The sequence below is a fragment of the Acinetobacter sp. ANC_7634 genome, from assembly GCF_056779875.1.
Genome location: NZ_JBWYIT010000045.1, coordinates 1 through 258 on the forward strand (window position 1 = coordinate 1; position 258 = coordinate 258).

Sequence of the window (258 nt, forward strand, 5' to 3'; positions counted from 1 at the left end):
ACACAAGCGGTTCAAACTGCAGAAGCTAAGCATGATGAATTGGTAGAGGCAATTGCTGCTAAAAATGGTGTGATCAGTCCAGCAACGCAAGTTCAATTACAAGCGATCAAAGATCAATTAGATGCGTTTAAAGGTACAGCACAAGGCTTGGTTGATGCATTACCTGCATCAGCAGCTAAAGATAGCTTAGATGCTCGTTTAGATGCTCTAGATACAGTTGTACCAGCAGTGAACGATACAGATAGCAATGGTATTGCT

1 protein-coding gene is annotated in these 258 nt (G+C 41.9%); it reads left to right on the forward strand.

The window, feature by feature from the left end; all coding sequences use genetic code 11:
• Positions 1–258: GA-like domain-containing protein (locus tag AC1M9A_RS14460; RefSeq protein WP_481610498.1), on the forward strand; the 258-nt coding region annotated here is incomplete at both ends.